At 71.9% G+C, this 17,882-nt stretch carries 16 protein-coding genes; 8 read left to right on the forward strand and 8 right to left on the reverse strand.

Annotation, left to right across the window (positions count from 1 at the left end; genetic code table 11):
- Window positions 1–35: 35 nt before the first annotated feature.
- A complete protein-coding gene (locus tag ACQP09_RS23235; protein WP_433402582.1) occupies window positions 36–2,054 on the forward strand; it encodes a thioredoxin domain-containing protein in 2,019 nt (672 codons plus the stop codon).
- A gap of 54 nt (window positions 2,055–2,108) precedes the next feature.
- On the opposite strand, the gene trhA is transcribed toward ACQP09_RS23235, so the two are convergent.
- On the reverse strand, window positions 2,109–2,843 hold the full coding sequence (trhA, locus tag ACQP09_RS23240) for a PAQR family membrane homeostasis protein TrhA (RefSeq protein WP_433402585.1): 735 nt from the start codon (window positions 2,841–2,843) through the stop codon (window positions 2,109–2,111).
- Between the two features lie 209 nt (window positions 2,844–3,052).
- Between trhA and ACQP09_RS23245 the strand changes: the two genes are divergently transcribed.
- Entirely contained in the window at window positions 3,053–4,879 is a 1,827-nt protein-coding gene (locus ACQP09_RS23245; RefSeq protein WP_433402588.1) for a phosphoenolpyruvate carboxykinase (GTP), read from the forward strand.
- A gap of 294 nt (window positions 4,880–5,173) precedes the next feature.
- On the opposite strand, the gene ACQP09_RS23250 is transcribed toward ACQP09_RS23245, so the two are convergent.
- The 3 genes from ACQP09_RS23250 to ACQP09_RS23260 all read right to left on the reverse strand — a co-directional run bounded on the left by ACQP09_RS23250 (window position 5,174) and on the right by ACQP09_RS23260 (window position 7,947).
- Window positions 5,174–5,572, reverse strand: coding sequence for a hypothetical protein (locus ACQP09_RS23250; protein ID WP_433402591.1), 399 nt, complete (start codon window positions 5,570–5,572; stop codon window positions 5,174–5,176).
- A 94-nt stretch (window positions 5,573–5,666) separates the two neighbouring features.
- Entirely contained in the window at window positions 5,667–6,881 is a 1,215-nt protein-coding gene (locus ACQP09_RS23255; protein WP_433402594.1) for a pyridoxal phosphate-dependent aminotransferase, read from the reverse strand.
- A 253-nt stretch (window positions 6,882–7,134) separates the two neighbouring features.
- The gene (locus ACQP09_RS23260; RefSeq protein ID WP_433402597.1) at window positions 7,135–7,947 is read right to left on the reverse strand and encodes an arylamine N-acetyltransferase family protein; all 813 of its coding nucleotides are present in this window, start codon (window positions 7,945–7,947) and stop codon (window positions 7,135–7,137) included.
- A 158-nt stretch (window positions 7,948–8,105) separates the two neighbouring features.
- On the opposite strand from ACQP09_RS23260, the gene ACQP09_RS23265 reads away from it, so the two are divergent.
- Window positions 8,106–8,435: a hypothetical protein gene (locus ACQP09_RS23265; RefSeq protein WP_433402600.1), complete on the forward strand. Its 330-nt coding sequence runs from the start codon at window positions 8,106–8,108 to the stop codon at window positions 8,433–8,435.
- Between the two features lie 53 nt (window positions 8,436–8,488).
- Here ACQP09_RS23265 and ACQP09_RS23270 read toward each other — a convergent pair whose 3' ends face one another.
- Window positions 8,489–9,316 (reverse strand): NAD(P)-dependent oxidoreductase, encoded by an 828-nt coding sequence (locus ACQP09_RS23270; protein WP_433402603.1) that lies wholly within the window; start codon window positions 9,314–9,316, stop codon window positions 8,489–8,491.
- Window positions 9,317–9,543: 227 nt separating this feature from the next.
- Between ACQP09_RS23270 and ACQP09_RS23275 the strand changes: the two genes are divergently transcribed.
- Complete coding sequence (locus tag ACQP09_RS23275) at window positions 9,544–10,401, forward strand: S1 family peptidase (RefSeq protein WP_433402606.1); 858 nt, start codon at window positions 9,544–9,546, stop codon at window positions 10,399–10,401.
- Window positions 10,402–10,441: 40 nt separating this feature from the next.
- On the opposite strand, the gene ACQP09_RS23280 is transcribed toward ACQP09_RS23275, so the two are convergent.
- Window positions 10,442–11,257, reverse strand: coding sequence for a TetR/AcrR family transcriptional regulator C-terminal domain-containing protein (locus ACQP09_RS23280; RefSeq protein WP_433402608.1), 816 nt, complete (start codon window positions 11,255–11,257; stop codon window positions 10,442–10,444).
- A 90-nt stretch (window positions 11,258–11,347) separates the two neighbouring features.
- Here ACQP09_RS23280 and ACQP09_RS23285 point away from each other — a divergent pair, with 90 nt between their 5' ends.
- A complete protein-coding gene (locus tag ACQP09_RS23285; protein ID WP_433402611.1) occupies window positions 11,348–12,196 on the forward strand; it encodes a siderophore-interacting protein in 849 nt (282 codons plus the stop codon).
- 89 nt (window positions 12,197–12,285) lie between these two features.
- Here the strand turns inward: ACQP09_RS23285 and ACQP09_RS23290 are convergent, their stop codons facing one another.
- Entirely contained in the window at window positions 12,286–13,911 is a 1,626-nt protein-coding gene (locus ACQP09_RS23290) for an N-acyl-D-amino-acid deacylase family protein (protein ID WP_433402614.1), read from the reverse strand.
- Window positions 13,912–13,943: 32 nt separating this feature from the next.
- Entirely contained in the window at window positions 13,944–15,254 is a 1,311-nt protein-coding gene (locus tag ACQP09_RS23295) for an amino acid deaminase (protein ID WP_433402617.1), read from the reverse strand.
- A 133-nt stretch (window positions 15,255–15,387) separates the two neighbouring features.
- On the opposite strand from ACQP09_RS23295, the gene ACQP09_RS23300 reads away from it, so the two are divergent.
- From ACQP09_RS23300 to ACQP09_RS23310, 3 genes are read left to right on the forward strand one after another with little or no spacing between them, the layout of a single operon-like run.
- Window positions 15,388–16,563 carry a sugar kinase gene (locus tag ACQP09_RS23300; protein WP_433402620.1) on the forward strand — a complete coding sequence of 392 codons (1,176 nt, stop codon included), beginning with the start codon at window positions 15,388–15,390 and terminating at the stop codon, window positions 16,561–16,563.
- Window positions 16,560–17,324, forward strand: a complete 765-nt coding sequence (locus ACQP09_RS23305; RefSeq protein WP_018490108.1) for an IclR family transcriptional regulator — start codon at window positions 16,560–16,562, stop codon at window positions 17,322–17,324. Before ACQP09_RS23300 ends, ACQP09_RS23305 begins: the two co-directional genes overlap by 4 nt.
- A gap of 6 nt (window positions 17,325–17,330) precedes the next feature.
- Complete coding sequence (locus ACQP09_RS23310; protein WP_030561417.1) at window positions 17,331–17,741, forward strand: RidA family protein; 411 nt, start codon at window positions 17,331–17,333, stop codon at window positions 17,739–17,741.
- Window positions 17,742–17,882: the final 141 nt, after the last annotated feature.

A 17,882-nucleotide genomic window follows, 5' to 3' on the forward strand; every position in this document is an offset into this window, starting at 1 on the left:
GCCCTTAGGCGCGTGTGGTGTGAGAGCCTGGGCGTATGAACCGGTTGGCTGGTGTGACCTCGCCATATTTGCTTCAGCACGCTGACAATCCGGTCGATTGGTGGCCCTGGACGCCGGAGGCGTTCGAGGAAGCAAAACGGCGTGATGTACCCGTTCTGCTGTCGGTCGGGTACGCCTCCTGCCACTGGTGCCACGTCATGGCGCACGAGTCGTTCGAGGACGAGGCCGTCGCCGCCTACCTCAACGAGCGGTTCGTCGCCGTGAAGGTCGACCGGGAGGAGCGGCCCGACGTCGACGCCGTGTACATGGAGGCCGTGCAGGCGGCCACCGGGCACGGGGGGTGGCCGATGACCGTGTTTCTCACGCCGGACGCCGAACCCTTTTACTTCGGGACCTACTTCCCGCCCGAGCCCCGGCACGGCTCGCCCTCCTTCCGGCAGGTGCTCGAAGGCGTGAGTGCCGCGTGGACCGATCGGCGGGAGGAGGTCGCCGAGGTGGCCGGGCGGATCGTTGCCGACCTGGCCGGGCGGTCGCTGGCGCATGGCGGGGACGGGGTGCCGGGGGAGGCGGAGGTGGCGCAGGCGCTGCTCGGGCTGACCCGGGAGTACGACGAGCAGCACGGCGGGTTCGGGGGTGCGCCCAAGTTCCCGCCGTCCATGGCGGTGGAGTTCCTGTTGCGGCATTACGCCCGTACGGGGGCCGAGGGGGCCCTGCAGATGGTTGCCGATTCCTGCTCGGCCATGGCCCGCGGCGGGATCTACGACCAGCTCGGCGGCGGGTTCGCGCGCTACTCCGTGGACCGGGAGTGGGTCGTGCCGCACTTCGAGAAGATGCTGTACGACAACGCGCTGCTCTGCCGTGTGTACGCCCACCTCTGGCGGACCACCGGGTCCGAGGAGGCCCGCCGCATCGCCCTGGAGACCGCCGACTTCATGGTGCGGGAGCTCCGGACCGCCGAAGGCGGCTTCGCCTCCGCGCTCGACGCCGACAGTGAGGACGCGGACGGCAAGCATGTCGAGGGTGCCTTCTACGTGTGGACTCCCGCGCAGCTGCGTGCGGTGCTCGGTGAGGAGGACGGGGACTTCGCCGCCGCGTATTTCGGGGTGACCGAGGAGGGGACCTTTGAGGAGGGGGCCTCTGTCCTCCAGCTCTCCGGTGAGGCGCGGCCCGTGGATGCCGGGCGCGTCGCCGACGTACGGGCGCGGCTGCTGGCGGCGCGTGAGGAGCGGCCGCGTCCGGGGCGGGACGACAAGGTGGTCGCCGCCTGGAACGGGCTCGCCATCGCCGCGCTCGCCGAGACCGGGGCCTACTTCGACCGGCCCGACCTCGTGGAGCGCGCCACCGAGGCCGCCGATCTGCTGGTCCGGGTCCATCTCGGTGAAGTCGCCCGGCTGACCCGGACCTCCAAGGACGGGCGTGCGGGTGACAACGCCGGGGTGCTGGAGGACTACGGCGATGTGGCCGAGGGGTTCCTCGCGCTGGCTGCTGTGACCGGTGAGGGCGCCTGGCTGGAATTCGCCGGGTTCCTGCTCGATGTCGTCCTGGAGCAGTTCACCGGCGAGGGCGGGCAGCTCTACGACACCGCGCATGAGGCGGAGAAGCTGATCCGGCGGCCGCAGGATCCGACCGACAGCGCCACTCCGGCCGGGTGGACGGCCGCTGCGGGGGCGCTGCTCTCGTACGCCGCCTACACCGGGTCCGAAGCTCACCGGACTGCTGCCGAAGGTGCGCTCGGCGTGGTCAAGGCGCTGGGGCCGCGTGCGCCGCGGTTCATCGGCTGGGGGCTCGCCGTCGCCGAGGCGCTGCTGGACGGGCCGCGTGAGGTCGCCGTCGCCGGGCCGGTCGGCGGTGAGCTGCACCGTACGGCGTTGCTGGGACGGGCGCCGGGTGCCGTCGTCGCGGCGGGCGAAGGGCCGGGCGCGGGGGCCGAGTTCCCGCTGCTGGTGGACCGGCCGCTGGTGGGCGGTGAGCCGACCGCGTACGTCTGCCGGCATTTCGTCTGTGACGCGCCGACCACCGATGCGGGGGAGCTGGCGGTGAAGCTCGGCGGCTGAGGGCAGGGACGCGCGGGGGGCCGGTCGTCGCGTGCGGCCGGCCCCCTGTACGTCCTAGCCGTGCTGGTACGCCACCAGCGAGATGCCCACGTAGTGCGCCACGAACGCCGCCAGCGTCAGCGAGTGGAAGACCTCGTGGAAGCCGAACCAGCGCGGCGACGGGTTCGGCCGCTTGATGCCGTAGATCACGCCGCCCGCGCTGTAGAGCAGCCCGCCGACGATGACCAGCACCAGGACCGCGATGCCGCCCGTCCGCATGAAGTCGGGCAGGAAGAAGACCGCCGCCCAGCCCATCGCGATGTAGCACGGTGTGTAGAGCCAGCGCGGGGCGCCGACCCAGAAGACCCGGAACGCGATGCCCGCCGCCGCGGCCGCCCAGACCGCCCAGAGCAGCGGCCGTCCGGTGGATTCCGGCAGGAGCAGCAGGGTCAGCGGGGTGTAGGTCCCCGCGATGATCAGGAAGATGTTGGCGTGGTCCAGGCGGCGCAGCACCGCCTCACCGCGCGGGCCCCACGTGCCGCGGTGGTAGACCGCGCTCACACCGAAGAGCAGGCACGCGGTCGCGATGTAGACGGCGCACGCGATCCGGCCGCGGGTGCTGTCGGTGAGGGCGATCAGGGTGATCCCGGCGATCAGCACCGCCGGGAACATGCCGGCGTGCAGCCAGCCGCGCATCCGGGGCTTGACGGGGACGGGGTCGAGTTCGACAGGGCCTGTGGTCGCCCCGATCGGGCCCGGGGTCGCCCCGACCGGATCGGTGGTCGCGGCGGCGGCAGCGGCGTCAGTCATATCCGCATGTTACCTACGCAACCGTAGGTAACGAATATGAGTGGCCATGCTCACGTGTGAGGCCCCCTGGACAGATGGGCGAAACGGTCGGATGATCAAATGAGTGCGGTCGGCACCGGATGAGCGCCAGGGGATCGAAGGGTACGAAGCATCCGGGTCGCAGCCCCCACGGGGCACCTGACAACACCCACCCTCATCAAGGAGCGATCGTGGCGCGCGACATCGCGGCTCCCCTCACTGTCCCCACCCACCACCAGGAGCTGATCTCCTGGGTCGACGAGATCGCAGCCATCACCCAGCCCGACCGGGTGGTCTGGTGCGACGGCTCCGAGGCCGAGTACGAGCGCCTGTGCGGGGAGCTCGTCGCCAAGGGCACGTTCACCAAGCTGGACGAGGTCAAGCGGCCGAACTCGTACTACGCCGCGTCCGACCCGAGCGATGTCGCCCGCGTCGAGGACCGTACGTTCATCTGCTCCCGGGAAGAGAAGGACGCGGGCCCGACCAACCACTGGAAGGACCCCGCCGAGATGCGGGAGATCTTCACCGGTGAGAACGGTGTGTTCCGTGGCTCCATGCGCGGCCGCACCCTGTACGTCGTCCCCTTCTGCATGGGGCCCGTCGGCTCGCCGCTCTCCGCCACCGGCGTCGAGATCACCGACTCCGCGTACGTCGCCGTCGCCATGCGCACCATGACCCGCATGGGCCAGGCGGTCCTGGACGAGCTGGGCACCGACGGCTTCTTCGTGAAGGCCGTCCACACCCTGGGCGCACCCCTGGCCGAGGGTCAGGAAGACGTGCCGTGGCCCTGCAACACCACCAAGTACATCTCGCACTTCCCCGAGGACCGCGAGATCTGGTCGTACGGCTCCGGCTACGGCGGCAACGCCCTGCTCGGCAAGAAGTGTTACGCGCTCCGCATCGCCTCCGTGATGGCCCGCGACGAGGGCTGGCTCGCCGAGCACATGCTCATCCTCAAGCTCACGCCGCCGCGCGGTGAGAGCAAGTACGTCGCCGCCGCCTTCCCCTCCGCCTGCGGCAAGACCAACCTCGCCATGCTGGAGCCCACCATCCCCGGCTGGACCGTGGAGACCATCGGCGACGACATCGCCTGGATGCGGTTCGGCGAGGACGGCCGGCTCTACGCGATCAACCCGGAGGCCGGGTTCTTCGGCGTCGCGCCCGGCACCGGCGAGCACACCAACGCCAACGCCATGAAGACCATGTGGGGCAACTCCGTCTTCACCAACGTCGCGCTGACGGACGACGGTGACGTCTGGTGGGAGGGCATGACCGAGGAGGCGCCCGCGCACCTCACCGACTGGAAGGGCAACGACTGGACCCCCGAGTCCGGCACGCCCGCCGCCCACCCCAACGCCCGCTTCACCGTCCCGGCCGGGCAGTGCCCGATCATCGCGCCCGAGTGGGAGGACCCCAAGGGCGTGCCGATCTCGGCCATCCTCTTCGGTGGCCGCCGCGCCTCCGCCGTACCGCTGGTCACCGAGTCCTTCGACTGGCAGCACGGCGTCTTCCTCGGAGCCAACGTCGCCTCCGAGAAGACCGCCGCCGCCGAGGGCAAGGTCGGCGAGCTGCGCCGCGACCCGTTCGCCATGCTGCCGTTCTGCGGCTACAACATGGGCGACTACATGAACCACTGGGTCAAGGTCGGTGCGGACAAGGCCGATCAGTCGAAGCTGCCGAAGATCTACTACGTGAACTGGTTCCGCAAGAACGAGGCGGGCAAGTTCGTCTGGCCCGGCTTCGGCGAGAACAGCCGCGTGCTCAAGTGGATCGTGGAGCGGCTGGAGGGCAAGGGCGAGGGCGTCGAGACCCCGATCGGCATCCTGCCGGCCAAGGGCGCGCTCGACACCGAGGGCCTGGACCTCTCCGAGGCCGACCTCGACTTCCTGCTCACGGTCGACAAGGAGGTCTGGCGCGAGGAGGCCGCCCTGGTCCCCGAGCACCTCAACACCTTCGGCGACCACACGCCCAAGGAGCTGTGGGACGAGTACCGCGCGCTGGTGGAGCGGCTGGGCTGAGCCCCGTACGCGTGGAGCGGCTGGGCTGAGCCCCGTACGACCGCTCTGAGCCTCGCAAGGCTCGGACCCCTGAACCCCGCGGCCGGGTCCATCGGAGATCCGCCCTGACCTGTGGAATCGACGATCCGCCGCGGTACGGGGCCTGTCGTCGCAGACGGCCCCCGGGTGTCCCCGACCAAGGACGCCCGCCCGGCCCCCGGAACCCCCTCACGGTTCCGGGGGCCGGCCTCGTTCTCGGGGGAGGACGTCGTGGCACCCGGTCCGCGCGCCCTGCCGGCACGCGGACCGGGGCCGTCAGGGGGCGCCGACCAGATGTCCGGAAGGCGCGGTGGAGGCGAGGGCCTCGGTGTGGGCGTCCATCCGCTGCGCGGAGAGGATCGCGGCGGTGGTGTCGGCGCGCGACGCGGCCACCACCAGCGCGCGGCCCGCCAGGGCGTGGGCGCGGCGGTGCAGGGACGCCGGGGCGGCGTCGGTCAGGGCCGCGTGCCGGGCGGGCGGGGCGCCGCGCAGGCGTGCCACCTGCTCGGCGATGCGGTCGCCCGCCAGGCCGAGGCCGAGTTCGTCGGTGACCGCGAGGAGTGCGGCGAGATGCCCCGCGAGCTGGATGTCCAGCTCCTCCTCGCGGCTGCGGTGCGGAAAGTCCGCGTCGTCGGCCGGGCTGTGGACCGATGGGGTGCGGATCGGCTCGTACATGGATGGCCTCCCGGTGATGCTGGGTATCCATCCTACATTGGATCGAGTCTAAGTTTGTGCCCGATCCGGCCATTGATGCTCAAGGAGAACAGGCCTACGGCTGGCCGTAACCGTCCAGGAACGAGCCGATCCGGGTCACCGCGTCCCGCAGCTCCTCCGTCGCCGGCAGCGTCACGATCCGGAAGTGGTCGGGCTCCGGCCAGTTGAACCCCGTACCCTGCACGACCATGATCTTCTCGGCCCGCAGCAGGTCGAGCACCATCTGCCGGTCGTCCTTGATCTTGTAGACCTTGGGGTCGAGCCGCGGGAAGAGGTAGAGCGCCCCCTTCGGCTTCACGCAGGTCACGCCCGGGATCGCGGTCAGCAGGTCGTACGCCGTGTCCCGCTGTTCCAGGATCCGGCCGCCGGGCAGCACCAGGTCCTCGATCGACTGCCGGCCGCCGAGCGCGGTGGCCACCGCGTGCTGGGAGGGCATGTTGGCGCAGAGCCGCATGTTGGCCAGGATCGTGAGCCCCTCGATGTACGAGGTGGCGTGCGCCTTCGGGCCGCAGACCGCCAGCCAGCCGGAGCGGTAACCGGCCACCCGGTAGTTCTTCGAGAGCCCGTTGAACGTCAGCACCATCAGGTCCGGGGCCAGCGCCGCCGTCGGGGTGTGGGTGGCGCCGTCGTACAGGATCCGGTCGTAGATCTCGTCGGAGCAGACGATGAGGTTGTGGCGGCGGGCGATCTCGGTGAGACCGCGCAGCATCTCGTCGTCGTACACCGCACCGGTCGGGTTGTTCGGGTTGATGATCACCAGGGCCTTGGTGCGGTCGGTGATCTTCCGCTCGATGTCCGCCAGGTCCGGCATCCAGTCGGCCTGCTCGTCGCACCGGTAGTGCACGGCCGTCCCGCCGGCCAGCGAGACGGACGCCGTCCACAGGGGATAGTCCGGAGCCGGTACGAGGACCTCGTCGCCGTCGTCGAGCAGCGCCTGCATCGACATCTGGATCAGCTCGGAGACGCCGTTGCCCAGGTAGATGTCCTCGACGTCGAGGTCGTGGATCCCCTTGGTCTGGTAGTGCTGCACCACCGCGCGCCGCGCCGGGAGCAGGCCCTTCGCGTCGCCGTAGCCGTGCGCGCCCGAAAGGTTCCGCAGGATGTCCTCAAGGATCTCCGGCGGGCATTCGAACCCGAACGCGGCCGGGTTGCCCGTGTTGAGCTTGAGGATGCGGTGACCGGCCGCTTCGAGCCGCATCGCCTCCTCCAGCACGGGGCCCCGGATCTCGTAACAGACGTTGGCGAGCTTGGTGGACTGGATGACCTGCATGTCCGCGAGCTTACGGCGGCGTTTCGCGCGGTGCGCGGAGATTGCGCCGTCCTCGCGACCTCCGCACCGGCCCGCCGCCAGGCTCCGGCTTCCATCGGCAAGGCCGCCCCGGCCCCGGACCGTGGGATCGTCCGGTCGGGGCGGGGTCGCGGCTTGGAAAGGCCGGAAACGGGCGGGGGCGGTCGGGGCGGGTGAGATGCGCCACGCGAGGTTCAGCCGGCCGTCGCGTTCGTACGGAAGGCCGCCGGGGCGGTCACTCCGGTAGCCGGACGCCTTCCGGGAGCCGGATGCCGAAGTCGTCCGCCAGGACCCGCAACGCCTCGTCGCCGTCCGTCAGCCGCCGCTCCTTGACCGTGCCGTCGTCGGCCGTCTCCACCAGGTCCAGCCCGGCCAGCAGCAGGTGCGAGCCGGCCAGGGTGCGCTGCGCGTACACCGCCTGCCGGAACGGCGAGCGCGGGTGCGTCGCGATGTGCCAGTTGATCACCTCGTAGTCCGGCGCCTCGAACGGCTCCAGGGTGAACGCGTACTGCGGCTCCCACCCGCCGCCCTTCTCCGCCCGCAGCTCCCACATCGGCAGCGGGCCGTCGTGCGCGACGTGGACCAGCCGGTGGTGGCGCGGCGTGTCGGACGGCTCGGCGTCCTCCACCAGCTCGATCGGCTCCAGCAGCGCGCCGGTCGCCCCGAAACCGACGTCCGCCAGATACGGGTGCGGCTCACCCTCCACGTCCACCCGCATCAGCATGTGCGTACGGGGCCGGATGTCGCCCGGCGCCGCACCCAGCTTCACGCGGGCCGTCAGCAGCGTCACGGAGAAGCCGATCTGCCGCAGCACGGCGGAGAAGAGGGTGTTGTGCTCGTAGCAGTAGCCGCCGCGCCCGCCGCGCACGAGTTTCGCCTCCAGGTCGTCGAGCGCCAGCGACGGGGCGGAGCCGAGGACGGCGTCCAGGTTCTCGAACGGGATGCCGGACAGATGGGCGCGGTGCAGGGACCGCAGCACCTCCAGCGTGGGGCGGAGGGTCCCGGTCCAGCCGATACGGGCGACGTACGCGTCGAGGTCGAGTGTCATACGCCGACCGTACGCAGCCGGGGCCTGGGCGCGCCTCCGGCTGCGGACCCACGTGTGCGGCCGGAGGGCCTCGGTCCCTGGACCGAGGCCCTCCGCGGGGCTGCTCAGATCTTGCTCAACTCCGGTGCGAGCCGGGCCGGGCCGGGTAACGGTGGACCATGAGCCTGTTCCGGAAGCCCCAGCCCCTCGCCGTACTCGTCGTCCGCGACGCCCCCGATGTCGTCGCCGGTCTTCGGAGTGCGCTGGAGACCGCCGCGGACGCCGAGCGCCCCGGACTGGAGCGCGCCCTCGCCCTGGCCGAGGACTCCGCCGCACGCCCGGACGCGGAGCTGCGCGGCCGGTGGGTGCGCCAGCGGCTCGCCGCCGCCGGGCACGAGGGGCCGGCGGACTCCGTGGAGGCCATCAAGATCCTGCGCCAGGCCGAGCCCGGACTGACGCTGCTCCAGGCGGTGACGTACGCGAAGGAGGCCGCGGCGACGGAGGCCTGACCCGGGCGGTACGGGCGGGTTCCGCCCCTCCGGACTTCCGCCCCCCCGGACCGTCACATACCGTCCATCGAGCCCGCCGACGCGATCAGCAGCGCCGTGTCGACGCCCTGCTCCTCGGCCGTACGGAGCAGCGTCGCGTCCCCCGACTCCGCCACGGCCGCGCTGGTCGGGTCATCCGGCACCGGCCCGCCCGCGTACGCCGCCGTCGCCGGGGCCATCGCCGTGAGCCAGTCCGCCACCAGCGCGCCGAACGCCTCCTGGTCGATCTCGGCGTCCGCCACCAGCGCGGCCGCGTGCCGGGCCCCGGCGAACATCGCGTTCATCGCACTGAGCAACGCCACGTCGTACAGCGCGGCGAGGCCGAACTCCTCACCGACGTACTTGGTGGCGGCCGGCACGGCCAGCACCTCGCGGTGCTCGTCGAAGACCTCGCGTGAGCCGCTGTAGAAGACATAGCCGCCGGCCTCCGGCACACCGATCATCGGCGGAATGGCCATGATGCCGCCGTCCAGGAAGCGGGCGCCGCGCTCGTTTGCCCAGGCCGCACGGTCACGCGACTCGGCCGGGGTGGAGGTGGTGAGGTCGACCAGGTCCTTGCCGGTGAGGTCGGCGTCGGCCAGCGCCGCGCGGACCGAGGCGTCGTCGAGCAGGCAGGTGATGACGAGCGGGCTCGCGGCCACCGCCTCCGCCGCCGTCGCGGCCACCCGCGCGCCCTCGCGGGCGAGTTCGGCGCCGCGGCCGGGGCTGCGGTTCCAGACGGTCAGAGGGTGCCCGGCGGCGAGCCAGGTGCGAGCGAGTGCGGTGCCCATGGCGCCGAGGCCGAGCAGGGTGACAGGGGTGGGGGAGGTGGACGGGGTCGGTGCTGCTGTGGTGTCGGACATGGGACCAGGCTGGTCGACCGGGCCGGTGGAGATCAAGTACGCACATATGAGTGGGTGTTACCCGTCGACCGCCGGCCGGGCCGGGGCGCGGAGGCGATCCCGGCGCCCTGGACGGAGGCTCGTGGCCGGAAACAACCCCTTGTGATGGCCGGACATCTGAGCCACCATGCGCATGTCAACAGCCGGAAGATCTCCGGCCCTTGGCGCCACTGGAGGGGACCCCCCACATGAACAAGCCTCTCATCGGTGCGTTTCTTGCTGCCCTGCTCCTGGGAGCGGGCGTCGCGCCCGCCGTCGCGGCCGACTCCGCACAGGCGCGAGAATCCGCCACCGAGACGGCTCCCGCCGTGAAGGCCGTGACCTTCGCCGGGACCGTCGCACTCAGCAACTGTTCGGGCTCCGTGGTCCGTTCGCCCGACTCCGCACCCACCGACCCCGCACTCGTGCTCTCCAACGGGCACTGCCTGGAGACCGGCTTCCCGGGCCCCGGTGAGGTGCTCGTCGACCGGCCGTCCACGCGGACGTTCACGCTGCTCGACGCCTCGGGCAACAGCCTCGGCACGCTCAAGGCGAGCAAGATCGCGTACGGCACCATGACCGACACCGACCTCTCGCTCTACGAACTCACCTCCACCTACGAGCAGATACAGAGCAGTTACGGCATCGAGGCGCTGGAGCTGGAGACCGCGCACCCGGTCGCGGGCACCGCCATCACCGTCGCCTCCGGTTACTGGAGGCGCACCTACAGCTGCGACATCGACGGCTTCGTCCACCAGCTCAAGGAGGGCCGGTGGACCTGGAAGGACTCGGTCCGCTACACCCCGGAGTGCCAGACGATCGGCGGTACGTCGGGTTCGCCGGTGATCGACGACGCCACCGGCAAGGTGGTCGCCGTCAACAACACCGGTAACGAGAGCGGCCAGGAGTGCACGGACAACAACCCGTGCGAGGTCGACGAGAACGGCGAGGTGACCGTCCGCGAGGGCATCAACTACGCCCAGCAGACGTACAACATGGTCCCGTGCATCGGCACCGGCAACAAGATCGACCTGGACCGCGAGGGCTGCGGGCTGCCCAAGCCGTAGTCACCCCGTCGCATCAGCGCGTCGGCCGGACCCGGCCCGGTCAGGTCCGGCCGGCGCGTGCCGCCTCGATCCCGTCCAGCAGCACCCCGAGACCCACCCGGAACGTCTCGCGCGCCTCCCGCTCCGGATACGGCACCGGCTCGGCGCCCCCGGTCCCTTCGCCCGGATACGGCTCCACCGGCCCCTCCGCCTCCAGGCCGCTCAACGCCGGGAAGCGCTCCGCGAAGTCGGGGACCAGCTCCAGCAAGGCCGCCGAGCGGGCCGCCCACCACTCCTCGTCGGAGCTACCGGTCGCCGTCGCGGCCCTGCGCGCGTCCGCCACCGCCCGCGCCGAGCCCTGCACCAGCGGGAACAGTGACCCCACCAGCCGCCGCACCGTCCCGGCCGCCAGCCCCGTCGCCCCGAGCAGCCGGACGAGCGTGTCCAGGTTCGCGTACTCGTGCGGCCCCAGCACCGGCCGGGCCTGGGACACCTGGAGGACCCAGGGGTGCCGGACGTAGAGCTCCAGGACCTCGCGGGACCAGGCGATGACCGGCGCCCGCCAGTCGTCCGACTCCGCGTAGGAGGTGGGGAGTTCGGCGTGGACCGCGTCGTACATCAGGTCCAGCAGCTCGCTCTTGCCGGGCACGTAGGTGTAGAGCGCCATCGCCGTCCGCCCGAGCCGGTCGCCGACCGCGCGCATCGACAAGGCCCCCATCCCCTCCTCGTCCGCGAGCGCCACGGCCGCCGCCACGATCGCGTCCACGCTCAGCCGGGGCTTGGGCCCCGGGCCCCCGCGCGTCGGCGGCGGGGCGTCCGCCCGCCACAGGAGGGAGAGGGAACGGCGCGGATCGCCCTGCCCGGCGAAGACCACCACTTGCGACTCCTTACGGCGTAAAGTAACGTCCGGCGGGTAATTCCTTACGCCGTAAGGTATCAACCTCCACGGGAGAGGGGTCGGGTCGCGATGGGTCAGGCGCTGCCGGTCACGTACGTACGGGTCGTGGACGTCGAGCGGGTCACCCCCGGGACGGCGAGGATCGGCTTCACCGCCGACGAGCTGCCGGGGCTCATGGAGGACCGCCCGGACCAGCAGATGAAGCTCTGCCTTCCGCGCGCCGGACGGGCCGTGCCCCGGCTGCCGGAGCGGGACGCCGACGACCCGTACGGCATGCGCTGGTATGAGGCGTACCTCGCGGTCCCGGAGGCGGAGCGGCCCTGGATGCGCAGCTTCACCGTCCGCGCCTACGACCGCCAACGCAACGTGATGACCGTGGACTTCGTGCTGCACGGCGAGGGCGGGCCCGCCTCCCGCTGGGGTGCGGCCGCCCGGGTCGGCGACGTCCTCGGCATGGTCGGCCCGTCCTCCCTCTACGCCCGCCCGCTGCCCGCCGCCCGGCGGATGCTCCTCGCCGGGGACGAGACCGCGCTCCCGGCCATCGCCACGGTGCTGGAGGCGCTGCCCGCCGGGACCGGGGCCGTCGTCTACGCCGAGGTCGCCGACGCGGCGGAGGAACGGGAACTGCCGGCCGCGGCGGGAGGCGCCGAGGTCCGCTGGGTGCACCGCGACCGGGGCGGCTCGCTGGTGGACGCCGTACGGGACGCCGGAGCGGACCTCGACCGGGTGGACGCGGCCTGGGTGGCGGGCGAGGCGTCCGCGGTGCGGGCGCTCCGCCGCCACCTGGTCGCGGACCGCGAACTGCCCAAGGCGGCCGTCGAGTTCAGCGGCTACTGGCGACGCGCGCTCACCCAGGACGACGCCCCCACCGAGGAGGACCTCGCCTGGGCGGCCGAGCGCGCGGCGGACGCTTCGTAGGGCCTCGCGCGCGGCGGATGCTCGTCGGGCCTCGCGCGGCGGACGGTTCGTACAGCCTCGCTCGCGGTGGACGGTTCACCCGTGAGCTCTCAGGCGGTTGTCGCCCCGGCTCCCCGGACCGACCGTCCCGCCAGCACCGACGTGCGCCGGCCCTCCTCGATGACGAACCGCCCGTCGATCAGGACGTGCGGGATGCCCACCGGCAACGTGCGCGGCTCCGCGAACGTGGAGCCCGCCGCCACCGTCTCCGGGTCGAAGAGCACCAGGTCCGCGCGGTAGCCCTCGCGCACCAGGCCCCGGTCCGCCAGCCGCAGCCGGGCGGCCGGGCGCGAGGTCAGGTGGGCCACGCACTCCTCCAGCGAGAGGATGCCCAACTCCCTCACGTACCGGCCGAGATACTGCGGGAACGTGCCGTACGCCCTCGGGTGCGGCTTGTCGCCCTGGAGGATGCCGTCGCTGCCGCCGGTGTGCACCGGGTGGCGCATGATCTGCTGGACGTTCTCCTCGTGGCCCACGTGCTGGAGGATCGTCGTCCCGAGCCGGTCCTCGGTGAGCAGCCGCCGCGCGGTCACCCATGGCTCCTCGCCGCGCAGCTTCGCCGACTCCACCACCGTACGGCCCACGTACTCGGCCAGGTGCGGCACGCTGACGCCGGAGATCTCGATGGTGTCCCACTCGATCGGCACCCCGTGGCAGCCGTCCGAGCCGAGCACCTCCAGGTGGTGCCGTATCTTCTCCGCGCTCGAAGGGTCCGCGAGCCGGGTGAGGATCGACTCGGGACCGCCTTCGCCCGCCCAACTCGGCAGCATCGCCACGAGCGTTGTGCAGCCGGGGGTGTACGGGTAGGTGTCGAGCGAGATGTCGGCCCCGGCGGCGAGCGCGCCGTCGAGCAGGGCGAGGAGGTCGGGCGCCCTGCCCTTGTTGACGCCGAAGTTCATGGTGGCGTGGGCGAGATGGAGCGCGCAGCCGGCGTTCCGGGTCAGCTGCACCATCTCCTCGTACGCTTCGAGTGCGCCCGCGCCGTAACTGCGGTGGTGCGGGCAGTAGTAGCCGCCGTGGCGGGCCACAACCCGGCAGAGTTCGGTGAGTTCGGCATCGTCCGCGTACATCCCGGGCGTGTAGGTCAGCCCGGACGACATGCCGACCGCGCCTTCCCGCATGCCCTGGTCCACCAGCTCCTTCATCCGGGCCAGTTCGGCGTCGGTGGCCGGGCGGTCGTCCCAGCCGACGGCGTACATCCGGACCGTGCCCTGCGGGATCAGGTAGGCCGCGTTGACCGCGATGCCCTCGCCGCCGAAGTTGCGGTCCAGGCGGTCCAGGTAGCCGCCGACCGTGCGCCAGTCGAAGTCGATGTCGGAGCCGTCGCCGTTCCAGCCGGTGATGGAGCGGCGGACCTCGGCAAGCGTGCGGTCGTCGACCGGGGCGTACGACAGGCCGTCCTGGCCGAGCACTTCGAGCGTGACGCCCTGCGCCGCCTTTGCCGTGTGGTCCGGGTCCCGCAGCAGCGCCAGATCGCTGTGGGCGTGCATGTCGATGAAGCCGGGGGCCAGCGCGAGGCCGTCGGCGTCGACCGTGCGGGTGGCGGTGGGGCGGGGGCCGGGGGAGCCCTCGCGGTGGATCTCGGTGATCCGGCCGCCGTCGACCGCCACATCGGCGCGGTAGGACGGCTCGCCGGTGCCGTCGACGACGAGCGCGTCGCGCAGGACCAGGTCCATGGATGGCCTTTCGGAGCGGGGGAGTTGGCGGCTCAGAAGAACGTGCGGATGTAGTCCGTGACCGTGCCGTCCGACTCGACCAGCGGGATGAGCTGCCACTTGTCGAAGCTGGTGCACGGGTGCGAGAGGCCCATGCCGACCCAGTCGCCCACCTCCAGTTCGGCGCCTGCCTCCGTACGGACCCAGGTGTGCTGGTCGGAGAGGCCGGTGACCGTGATCCCGGTGGCGGGCCGCACCGAGCCGTCCCGGCCGGAGCGGACCACCTGCGCCTCGGGAAGGTCCAGGTCGTACGCCGCGTCCCGCTTGCCCGCGTTCAGGAACGCCTGCTCGCCGGTCGGGCGCGAGACGACCTGCGCCCAGAGGCGGAACGCGGGCTCCAACGCGCCTTCTTCCGGGACCCGGTTGAACGGGGTGAGGTGCTTGTAGTGCCCGTCGTCGTGCGACACGTACGCGCCGGAGCGGAGCAACTTCAGTACGGGGGAGGTGAGTTCGGGGATCTCCGCCAACACGTCCGCCACCGCGTCGAACCAGGCGCTGCCGCCCGCGCTGATCACGATCTCCTCGGCGCCGGTGAACCGCTTCTCGGCGTCGAAGGTGGCCGCGAGCGCGACGAGGCGCCGGAGCCACGTCCGTACGCGCTCCGGATCGGCGTCCGGCACCTCGCCCTCGTACCCGGCGACCCCGACCAGCCGCAGCGACCCGGCCACCGCCACCGCGTCGGCCACCGTGCCGCAGTCGGCCTCCGTACGGGCGCCGGTGCGTGCGCCCTCGCCCGCGCCGAGCTCCACCACCACGTCGACGGGACGGGTGGCGCCCGCCGCGCTCAGGGCCTCCTCCATCAGCTCGACCCCGCGCACGGAGTCGACGTAACAGATGAAGCGGAACTCCGGGTCGGCGTTCATCTCCCCGGCCAGCCAGCGCAGCGCGACCGGGTCGACCAGCTCGTTGGCGAGGAAGATCCGGCCGATGCCGTACGCGCGGTAGACCCGGGCCTGGTGCGGCACGGCCGCCGTGATGCCCCAGGCGCCGCGCTTCAGCTGGTCCGCGAAGAGCTGCGGGGACATGGAGGTCTTGCCGTGCGGGGCGAAGGCGAGGCCGTGGCGTTCGGCGTACGTCTCCAGCAGGGCGAGGTTGTGCTCGACCGACTCGGCGGAGAGCGCGAGGACCGGGGTGGTGAACCCGCCGGTGAAGAGGTTGCGGCGCTCGGCGGCGAGGGTTCCGACGGTCAGGCCTTCGGCGTCGGGCGGGAGCGCCTTGAAGCGGTGGTCGACGCGCTCTTCGGCGAGGCAGGCCGTCAGAGAGGCGGGTGAGGTGGTGGGGGTGGTGGGGCGTTCGGCTGCCAAGGGGAGCTCCTCGAAGTCTGTTGCAACATATGCAACACCCATTGCGTATATCGCTCAACGCTGTCTAACATCCGAGCCGATGCCCGGTCAATGGTGACCACCGGCCCGCACGCCGATCAGCGAGGAGCCTTCAGTGTCCGGACCCGCAGCAGGGACGGCCCGCGCCGACACGACCGCCGAGGTCGTCTGTCTCGGCGAGTCCATGGTGACGTTCCTGCCCTCGCAGCCCGGCCGCCTCGCCGACGTACCGTCCTTCGGGCGCGGGATCGGGGGCGCCGAGTCCAACGTGGCCTGTGCTCTCGCCGCCGCCGGGCACCGGGCGGCCTGGGTCGGGCGGGTCGGGGCGGACGGCTTCGGTGACCACCTGGTCGAGACGATCGGGGGGTACGGGGTCGACACGTCGGCCGTGCGGCGGGATCCTGACCGGCCGACCGGCATCTACTTCCGTACGGCGACGGATCGCGGGGAGGGCGCGCACGAGGTGGCCTACTACCGGGCCGGGTCGGCGGCGTCCGCGATGTCGCCGGCGAATGTGCCGTACGAGGAGGTCTTCGCGGGCCGTGTCCTGCACCTCTCCGGGATCACGGCGGCGCTGTCCGGCGACTGCCTGGCGCTGCTGCGGGAGCTGACGGCCGCGCGGCCGGGGCGCCCGCTGGTGTCGTTCGACGTGAACCACCGGCCGCATCTGTGGCGGGGCGGTCACGCCGACGCGTCGGTGCTGCTGGAGCTGGCTCGGCGGTGTGACCTGGTGTTCGTCGGGGAGGACGAGGCGGAGGAGGCGTGGGGGATCGTCGGCGCGGAGGCGATCCGGGCGGCGCTGCCGGAGCCGTCGGTGGTGGTCGTGAAGCGGGGGAGTGCGGGCGCGACGGTGTTCGCCTCGGGGCTCCGCCCCGGACCCCGCTCCTCAAACGCCGGAGGGGCTGATTTTGCCGCCGGAGCCCGCTCGTCGAGTGGGGGAGGGGCTGAGAATGCCCCGGCCTCGCGCTCCACGGACGGCGCCGGGGCTGAGGTGGTCACCCACGTCCCCGCCCTCCGCGTCGACGTCGTCGCCGCCGTCGGTGCGGGCGACGCGTTCGCCGCCGGGTTCCTCTCCGCGACCCTGCGCGACCTCCCCGTCCGGGACCGGGTCCGGCACGGGCACCTCATGGCCGCCGCCGCCCTCACCGTCCCCGGTGACCTCACCGAACCGCCCGCCCGGGACCACGCCGACCGCCTCGTCGCCCTCGACGACGAGGCCTGGGGGAGACTTCGTCTCGGCCCCGGCTGGACCGCAGCCGACCGGGCCGCCGAGGAGGTACGTACGCCATGAGCCAGACCGTCGACCGGGCACTCAGCATCCTGCCGCTGCTCGCCCAGGGACCCGCCGACCTCGGCCAGGTCGCCGAGCGGCTCGGCGTCCACAAGTCCACGGCGCTGCGCCTGCTGCGTACGCTCCACGAGCACGGGCTCGTCTACCGCCAGCAGGACCAGCGCTACCGCCTCGGCGCCCGGCTCTTCGCGCTCGCGCAGGAGGCCGTCGAGAACCTCGACGTACGGGAGATCGCCCATCCGCACCTGGTCGAGCTGAACGACCGGTGCGGGCACACCGTGCACCTCGCGGTCTACGAGGAGCAGGAAGTCCTCTACATCGACAAGGTCGAGAGCCGCTATCCGGTCCGTATGTACTCACGGATCGGGAAGCCCGTGGCGATCACCGTCGCCGCCGTGGCGAAGCTGCTGCTGGCCGACCTCACCGAGCCCGAGCGGCGCGCGATCGCCGAGAAGCTCGACTACCCCATGTACACGTCCCGTTCGACGCCGAACGCGGCCGCCTTCCTCAAGGAGCTGGCCGTCGTCCGCGAACAGGGCTGGGCCACCGACCTCGGTGGCCACGAGGAGTCCATCAACTGCATCGGCGCCCCCATCCGGGGCGCGGACGGGCGGGTCGTCGCGGCCATGTCGGTGTCCGCACCGAACGTGGTCGTCACGGCCGAGGAACTCCTCACCCTCCTTCCGCTGGTCCGGCGCACCGCCGAGACCATCAGCCGGGAGTACTCAGGATCCGGCACCAACCGACCCAAGAAAGTCTGATCAGCCATGACCGAGAAGACCGCCCTCACCCCCTCCACCCACACCACGCCGCCGGCGAAGTTCTCGCACGGGGTGCGGAAGGGAAACATCCTCCAGGTCGCCGGCCAGGTCGGCTTCCTCCCGGCCGTCGAGGGCCAGGCCCCGACGCCCGCCGGCCCGACGCTGCGCGAGCAGACCCTCCAGACCTTCGCCAACGTCAAGGCGATCCTGGAGGAGGGCGGCGCGAGCTGGGACGACGTGATGATGATGCGCGTCTACCTCACGGACGTCGACCACTTCGCGGAGATGAACGAGATCTACAACGCGTACTTCGCCGAGCAGAACCTGAAGGAAGCCCCCTCGGCCCGCACGACGGTCTACGTCGGCCTGCCCAAGGGGCTGCTGATCGAGATCGACGCGCTCGCGGTGCTCAGCTGACGGTTCCGGCTCAGCTGACGGTTCGGACTTCTCGCAACCTCATCGCCTTGTACCACCCGCAGCAACTCTCCAACTCGCCGTACGGCACGGCGCCCCGCCCCCCGGGGGCGCCGTGCCGCGCTCCGCCCTGCCCTCCCTCCA

This window comes from Streptomyces sp. CA-146814 (assembly GCF_050942385.1).
GTDB lineage: Bacteria > Actinomycetota > Actinomycetes > Streptomycetales > Streptomycetaceae > Streptomyces.